General features: G+C 52.5%; 6 protein-coding genes. All 6 read right to left on the bottom strand.

Annotated elements, in window-relative coordinates:
* Nucleotides 1-251 precede the first annotated feature (251 nt).
* Nucleotides 252-509: a hypothetical protein gene (locus IM303_RS22275; protein ID WP_226840468.1), complete on the bottom strand. Its 258-nt coding sequence runs from the start codon at nucleotides 507-509 to the stop codon at nucleotides 252-254.
* A 453-nt stretch (nucleotides 510-962) separates the two neighbouring features.
* Nucleotides 963-1,454, bottom strand: a complete 492-nt coding sequence (locus IM303_RS16585) for a hypothetical protein (protein WP_193360097.1) — start codon at nucleotides 1,452-1,454, stop codon at nucleotides 963-965.
* A 2-nt stretch (nucleotides 1,455-1,456) separates the two neighbouring features.
* A complete protein-coding gene (locus IM303_RS16580) occupies nucleotides 1,457-5,866 on the bottom strand; it encodes an RHS repeat-associated core domain-containing protein (RefSeq protein ID WP_193360096.1) in 4,410 nt (1,469 codons plus the stop codon).
* Nucleotides 5,867-5,869: 3 nt separating this feature from the next.
* A complete protein-coding gene (locus tag IM303_RS16575; RefSeq protein ID WP_059358115.1) occupies nucleotides 5,870-6,310 on the bottom strand; it encodes a DcrB-related protein in 441 nt (146 codons plus the stop codon).
* A gap of 73 nt (nucleotides 6,311-6,383) precedes the next feature.
* Complete coding sequence (locus IM303_RS16570) at nucleotides 6,384-7,460, bottom strand: hypothetical protein (RefSeq protein WP_193360095.1); 1,077 nt, start codon at nucleotides 7,458-7,460, stop codon at nucleotides 6,384-6,386.
* Nucleotides 7,461-7,463: 3 nt separating this feature from the next.
* On the bottom strand, nucleotides 7,464-8,018 hold the full coding sequence (locus IM303_RS16565; protein ID WP_074147927.1) for a hypothetical protein: 555 nt from the start codon (nucleotides 8,016-8,018) through the stop codon (nucleotides 7,464-7,466).
* Nucleotides 8,019-8,073: the final 55 nt, after the last annotated feature.

Genomic DNA, 8,073 nt, shown 5'->3' with positions numbered 1-8,073 from the left:
AAGGCTTTTATTAATCAATTACATCATATAGTCAAATATTCCATTCGATATAAATACCACAATCGAAGCTTTTTTTATTATATTATACAACAATTCTACCCCAATCATGATCCCATTGAAATCCATATGGGGGATTGTTTATTTTGAGCTTAGGGCTTGAGGTTATTTCAATCTAAACCCATGATATCAAATGCTGCTGCTCATCCGATAAATTACTTAGGCTAGCCCTTTTATCCCAATCCACTAGAGTTTTATAAAAACTTCCCTCCCTCACTAGTAGGGAATATTAATGGAGAAAAAGAAAACACTGAAGACCTCAATTCCAAAATGAAAACTTGATCTTTCCATTTAATATTATCGATAGCAAAATAAAAAGGACCTACTGTAGTCAATGACGAAAAGAACCTGTAAAATGCGGAATTTTTAAAAGTATCAACATCCTTTAATGCGATGGGATAGTTGTTAATTGCTACAAATCCAGTATGAACATCAAGTTTTATTTCTAACATATCTAAACCACCTTGTCTGGAAGTGACTACGTTATATTACGAACTATATATATCCCATAATTTAATAACTTTATCTTATATGAGACTGAAATCTGCCCCCACTTAAAGATCCACCTAATGATGTCTGTTTCTGTGGTATCAGAAGTGTCCAGTTTAGTGATTCTTTCTGCCAATCAGACAAGTTTTTACTGAGTTAGTTTCCGTTTGATACTCGCAACTCTGAACGATTATTAACATAAAGTCTTAGATTATTATAAAAAAATAATTACACTTAAATCTGGTATTTTTAGTCTTTGGAATACCACAAATGTTTGATTATTTTTTTATAGGCGGCTGTCTTTGACATGGGAAATGGCCTCCCATAGGGTCAATTTCAATTCTATTTACCCCATGTGATTTTTTACACCGCATAATTAAATAATTGCGAGTTTTTTTCACCAAGACACACACAATTCATAACTTTATATTATTCCATTTGCAATAATCCCTCCAAGATTTTTCATCTCTAAAACCAGAACGATAATTACAATAAATTGCACCTGAACAATTCCAATGGTCATATGCCGCATTTATATGGCCCCATGCTCCATTTACTGGGAGGTCAACGTTCGTTTTATCTTTAAACCAATCCCTTAATTTTTTTGTAACTTTCCCCTCAGTTTTTTTTTGTTCTCCATCGATTAATTTATAAGGTGCGAAGCTCCAACTACCTATAATAGCATTTTCATCATTAGGTTGAATAAAGTTTATTATCAAATAAATATCACCATGCGCGTTTCCTTTTATGTTAAAAATAGCTCTATAGGAGACTGTATCACATCCTTTATCTGGCCAAGCCTCCCAATTTAAATTATCATTATTCATTATTTCTTTTTTGGTTGTAAGTGGTGTCAGTGCGAGTATTTTTTTGAAGCAAAAAGCGCCTGTATCTATATCAAGATTCATGGTTACATTCCGATATCAAAAGGCTTGCCAATAGGCTCAAGCACAGTTTTATAATTAGAAAGGAAAAACTTTGTTCCTCCTCCCTGACCAAAAACAACAGGATCTTGTGATAATGCTTGTCCCGTTCCAGCTACTGCATCACGTTTTACACGGTACGCCTGAATTTTGCTACGGAATCCAAAGATCCTATGTGGCTGTACCTGCAAACTCTCCCATAGTTTTTGTCTACTACCGCCAGCGGCATCAAGAGTTGCCTTATCAAAATAAAAGCCAGATTGTCCAGGAGCACCACCGTAGATGACGTCACCTTCTTTTAACATTGTGTTAGACCATAAATCGCGTCCTTTGTACTCCCCATGACCTTGCCACTGCCTTCCGAAAGCAGCCTGATTATGGTCATTTGCTTTCGTCGGTGCACATCTTGGTCTCAACCCCCACGGATCCACCCACCCCAGCGCATTCGGCGCATACTGGTAAAGGTTTATCCCCCCCGCCAGCCCTATCGGGTCCTGCTGCGTAAACCGTCCGCAGTCCGGGTCGTAATACCGGAACAGATTGTAGTGCAGCCCTGTCTCACGGTCCAGGTATTGCCCCTGCATCCGCAGGTTCTGAGAATATCCTGATACCTGCGTCTCGCTTTCCCGCAGCAGCTTGCCCCAGGCGCTGTTCACGCCTTCCCAGCGCACCTGCCCTTCGATATCCGTCATCCGCTCCGGCGTGCCGTTGGGCTGGCAGTGGAACCAGAAGATCTCCGGGGCATCAACGCCGTCTATGCGCGCCAGCGGATCGTAGCTGTCCTGATCGCTGTAGACGTAGGTCAGCGGCACGTCCCCGTGCACCTCCTGCAACAGCCGGAACCCTTCCCAGACAAATCGGGTGGTGACCGGCTTGCCGGTTGGCTGTCCGCCCAGCATCTGGCGGCGCGTTTTGCTGATGCGTCGCCCGAGCGGATCGTAGCGGAAGCTGACCTGCGTCTGCGGCCTGTTGCGGTCCCGCGGCTGGCTGATCACCTCCGTCAGGCGGTGCTCACCGTCGTAGCGGTAGTGCCAGCGGGTCTGTCCGTTATCTTTCTCCACGGTGCGGCCGTGGATGTCATAGCGCCAGCGAATACCGTTCAGCTGCGTCAGGCGGTTGTGCGTGACCTTCTCAGCAGTTCCTTCGAGCGGGTTACCCGCCGCATCCCAGCGCCACTGCTCCTGGCCGGGTAGCGTACCGTCCTGAACGAGCAGACGCCCGGCGCTGTCGTACTGCCAGCGGTACCAGCTGAACGGGTTATCGTCCCGCTCTTCCCTCACCAGGTTATTGCGATAGTCGTAATCCCAGCGGCGGGACCAGCGGCGCGGCGACGGGCGCTGGGCATTGCCGGTAAAGACGTCCCGGCGATGCAGTCGGCCAAGACGATCGTATTCGCTGCGGGTGGTCAGCAGCCCCTGCGTGCGGCTGGTTTCACGGTGAAGCTCGTCGCGGGTAAAGTCGGAGACCGACAGCTTATCGAGGGCAATGCTGAGCAGATGCCCGCTGCCGTAGTAGAACTGTTTCAGCTCGCGGCCATCGGGCAGCGTGACGGAGGTGCGGTTGCCCAGCGCGTCATACTCCCACGCCAGTTCGCCGTGCTCGCCCGCTTCGCGCGTGACGCGACCAAGCGCGTCGTACTCAAAGGCAAGCTCCTGCTCTGCCTCGGTGGTCCACGCGTCGACTGAAAGCGCAGGATGCAGCCCAATCCGGCTTAACAGCCCGGACGGCGTGTAGTGGTAGCGGGTCTGCCCTTCTGGCGTGGTGCGGGCGACCAGCTGACCGCTCGCGCTCCAGGCGAAGGCGTGGGTGATAGCCTCCGGATGGCCGGCGGCAAACGTGCGCGCTATCGTGCGTCCGCAGGCATCATAGCGATACTGCGAGGCCACGCCATCAAGCCCTACCTCTTCCAGCAGCAGCGAGTCAGCGCCCCAGCGGAACTGGTACGCTTCGCCGTTCTCGTTTTCCAGGGCAATCAGACGCCCGCGGCTGTCCCAGCGGCGACGGACCTCTTCACCCTGCGTATTACGGGTGGCGGTTAAGCGCCCCGCCTCATCGTATCTGAACTCACTCTCTTTCCCGTCGGCGCCCGCGTGCCTCACCGGCAGGCCACGTTCGTTCCATTTAAGCGACTCCGTCCAGCCTTCCGGACGGTCGAGCTGCACCGGGCGCCCTGCGGCGTCGTAGCGGTAGCGCGTCTCTTCACCGTCGGCGCTAATCTCTGCCACCAGCCAGCCCAGCGGGTGATAGCGATAGCGGGTAATACGCCCGGAACAGTCCGTCGAACGGACAATCTGCCCGGCCTCGTTGTACTCCTGATAGCGGCTGTTGCCGGCGGCATCGACCTCTTCAACGACCTGGCCGAACTCGTCCCGGCGCAGCTGCGTCGTCTGCCCCATCGGATCCAGCACACGCTTCAGTCCGTGGTGTTCGTCGTACCAGAACCGGGTCGCGCTGCCGTCTGCTTCAATGATTGACGAGGGGAGTGCGCGGTGCTCAAGCCAGGTGGTGGTGCGGGTATTGCCGTCGGCATCGATTTCCTGCACCCGGTTGCCCATCTCGTCGTAGACGAAGGTGACGGCGTTGCCGAGCGGATCGATGCGACGCGTCAGAAGCTCGTTATCGTCCCACTCGTAGCGCCAGTTTTCACCGCGCTCGTCGACGTAACACACAATCAGATTCTGCGCGTTCCAGTAGTGGCGTCGCGTCTGGCCGTCGTAGTGCTCGACGGTCGTCAACCCCGCGTCTAAATCGTAGCTAAAGCGGCAGCCATCGCCGGTGCTGGTGCGGTTTTCCACCACGCGCCAGTGATCGAATTGTTTCCAGCGGTATTCGCTCTCCAGCCCCCCCGGCAAGCGGTGCCAGACCATCAGGCCGTGGTCGTTGTAACGGTATTCACGCGTCACCACGCCGGAGGCGTCCGTCGCGCTCGCCAGCTGGCCGCGCGCATCGTAGCCCCACTGCATCAGCGGCCAGGTTTGGTTGCCGTCGAAATGGCTAGCTGCGGTAACCCGCTGCGGGAAACGTTCATCCTCATAGCGCAGGGTGACGTCTATCGCCCGCGGCTCGTCGTGAAGACCAACCAGCCTGCCGTGCTCGTCCCACGCCGTCAGCAGCGCGTTGCCGTATTCATCGCTGAGGGAGGCCAGACGCAGGATAGAAGGATTCGCGCGGGTCGGTTTGTACAGACGCCACACCGCGCCGTCATCGTCGGCAATCGCCACGTCGCCGCTCTCATTGCGGCGGATAATGATGCCTTCGCTGATGCTGTAAAACGCGCGGTCGACAGGCGGCAGCTCGAAGCTCAGCTCGCGCCCGGTTTCATCGAACCAGGTCGCATTGTTATCTTCCAGCGTCAGATAGCTGTCAAAAGTTGTAGCCCAGCCCAGACCGAACAGCCCTTCGCGGGTGGTCAGGCTGTTATAGCTGCGCTGCCAGCGCAGCGGGAAGCGCCCCGGCAGCGAGAAGTCGAGCTCGTCGTCGTCATTCAGCACCTTCACGCCGGTGGCGGCGTGAACCGGGTGCGAGGAGCCAAACACGGCATTCACCGCCATATCCGCCAGCATCCCACCACCTGCCGCCGCCAGCGCACAGGGCATGTTTTTCAGGATCTTGCCCGGACGCCCGCGCAGCAGGGAGAGCGCAATCATCCCCAGCGCCAGACCCGGCGTTTTACCGCTTTTGATATCGCGGACCGTGAGCGTGTCCCCGCCGATGATCACATTCGGGGAGACGTCGTCCGAGACGGTGCCTTCGCAGGTGGTGCGATCTTTCGCGCGCACCGCAGGCTGGCCGTTGATGAAGACGCTTTTGGAGCCTTCCGCCAGATACTGCGGCCCGGAGTGTTTTTCACACGCCACCTTGTCTTCTTCCAGCGGCGAAGTTCCCGCAGCGGCAGAGGCCACGCTCGGCTGCCACATTTCGCTGCCAAACTGTCCGGCGGCGGAAAGCAGCATGCCCGCGTAATCGGCAAAGCTGCCCGGCGACTGCGGCTCAGGGGGCGGGGTATCGGCGGGCGTGAGCGTGCCTGCCGCGCGCGCGGCAGGGATTGCGTTAGTCAGAACGTTGTTCGAACCGGTGGTGATTTTGCCCGCAGGCGACGGCGGGAAAAGCGCATTACCTAACCCTTCCGCGGCATTGCTGATATCGTCTGTGATCCCCGCCACGTTCGCCAGCACACCACCGATAATTCCGCTTAACAGACAGCTGGACCCAATCGCCGCCACGCCCGCTGCGGCGGCTCCGGCACCGAGCAGTGGTGCCGCAGCCGTAGCCGCCAGCCCTACCGCCGCACCGATCACCGCATAGGCGGCACCTTCCGCCACAATGCTGGTGATGTCAGCAAAAATGCTGGAGTGAATAATCTCGTCGCCCTTACGGGCCGCGTTGTTATCGCTCATGCCTTACACATTCCGGTTGTCGTTTAGCGCCAGACTCTGCTTAAGCGCGCTCCAGCGCACCTCGTCCTCTTCAGTGAATGCTCTGAGCGCTGAGAGGGTAAAAATCATCAATACCGGTTTGCCCGGCGTCTGCACGGCCAGCTGTTTTTGCCACAGGCGCTGCCCGTTGCGGTCAAAGGTGGTCTCAACTTCCAGTCCGTTAATGTTTCCGTCTGGCCCGGCTTTTACGCTCCGGAACTCGCTCTGGGCAATCTCACCCATCTGAGGACGCAGCACGTCCCACTGGCGGTGAAACTCTTGTTCGTAGTCGCTGCCATCGGGAATCACGCCGCGGCTGACCACCACGGACAGCCCGCTTTCGTCATCGCGAATGATGTTCATGCTGTTATCCTGCCAGGCAGCAGGAAAAAGGGAAAATGAACCTTCCTGGAGGGTGTATTTCATAAGTGAACTCGGGATGATTAATATTGAGAGAAACAAAAGAGGCCAATCCATGCTGACCTTTTGGCTGGCTGTTTTATTTAAGCCACTGACCTGACTGTTCGACTAAAACATGACTGCCTTTGCTGACAACCAATTTCACAGGTGCATACGTCACGGTATAAGCGATCTCGCCATTCTTGTACGTTGAGCCGATTATTTTACCTGCGTAATCGTGTAACGTTTTACCCCTTAAGGAGATCGTACTGTTATCGCTTTTGCGCACGCCGAGATAAACCATCTCGTCACATTTGCTCTCAAAATGGCCGCATTTGTTTATCAGCGAAATAGTGAATTTATCGGTGTCCAGTTTTCTGGTTTCCGCGTTTTGAACCGAAGCGGCTTTACGTAATGTATACCGCAGCGGGGCATAGTAATTTCCTTTTTGAGGAGGAGTAACTAAACGCCATTCCATTTCACGCCCCTTTATTTCCAGAACAGCCCGTCCACCTACGCCGCCAAATGATGAGTTGAACTTAACGCTGGCACGATTGCCAGCGATCGTACCGCTAAGATTTTGCTCATCATCTTCCGGGCAATCTATGCGGTTTCCTCTCTGGGAGATATAGCAATAAGAGCCGATGATTCGGTTGTCTGATTCAGCTAACCGCAGGGTTAACGTCGAGTCGTTCTTGTATTCGCCAGCCCACTCCCCGTCAAATACGAGTTTTGATTGGCCGAACGTTGCAAAATGCATCGCATTAAATCTGGCTGCCCACTGCTGAATATCGGCATGAATAACCGGGCTATTATCAGATGACTGGTAATGAATAACGTCCGACGTCGGAACCACCCAGGCTGCAAAGATTTTGCCGTCAGGATTGATGACCAGCGCGGATGCATTCTCCTGATAGAGATCTTTTAACCAGCCTTCAACAAACAACCCACCACCTGTGGTGGTATGCGGTTCACCGAAGACATCAAAGTTATCAATAAAGGTCTGGTAATGATTTCCCAGCGTTTTCCTGAGATTGTCTGTCACTTCGCTGTCGTTAACGATGTGACTGACCGTATCGAGCTTATTATATTGCGATAATTCAAGCGCCGTTGTGGTTTCAACGACGCCTGTCAATAACGCCGTGAACAAAACGACTGCCAGATACTTTTTGGTCATAAATCACTCTGAAGTACCATTTTCGTAATTCATTGTTATTTTTACAACCTTACTGTCTTTAAGCTCAAAAGAGAGCAATTTCTTTCCCAATTCATAGGAAACCCACTGCTCCCCGGAATCATTTTCGACCTGACCACTGCCGTAAGCTTTATTAAGTTCATTTATTGTTGAACCAATATGGATCCCGCGAACTGTTTTGCCATCCGGAGCAGTTAACGTAATCTGCGCCACAATATAATCGTCAACACTTCGCTCGGTTTTATCCCACCAGAGATTGGAACTGAATATTCTTAACCCAGTCTTCTGATGCTGGTAGAATTTATAGTTCGTTCCGTCAAAAGGAACTTCACCGACAAAACTACCTTCCACAGAAACTGCAATTTTACGCGCAACCTCAGGAGTCCATCTCTCACCCAGTGCCACAATCTGGTCGTTTAACTGCAGAGAAAAATCATCTTTAGCCAGAATGAGCGGCATAGTCTGAGCCATTACTTCATAACTGCTCAGAAAGGTAGACATGAGGGTAAAAAAAAGAGAGACAGAAAGGCGTTTTTTCACGTTAATCGTCATTTGTTGGATAAATGTTATGCTACTCACTACTTTAAAAAGCAGT

Origin of the sequence: Enterobacter cloacae complex sp. P38RS (assembly GCF_014930775.1) — a bacterium.
GTDB classification, from domain to species: domain Bacteria; phylum Pseudomonadota; class Gammaproteobacteria; order Enterobacterales; family Enterobacteriaceae; genus Enterobacter; species Enterobacter bugandensis.
This window is presented reverse-complemented; position numbering and strand designations above follow the sequence as displayed.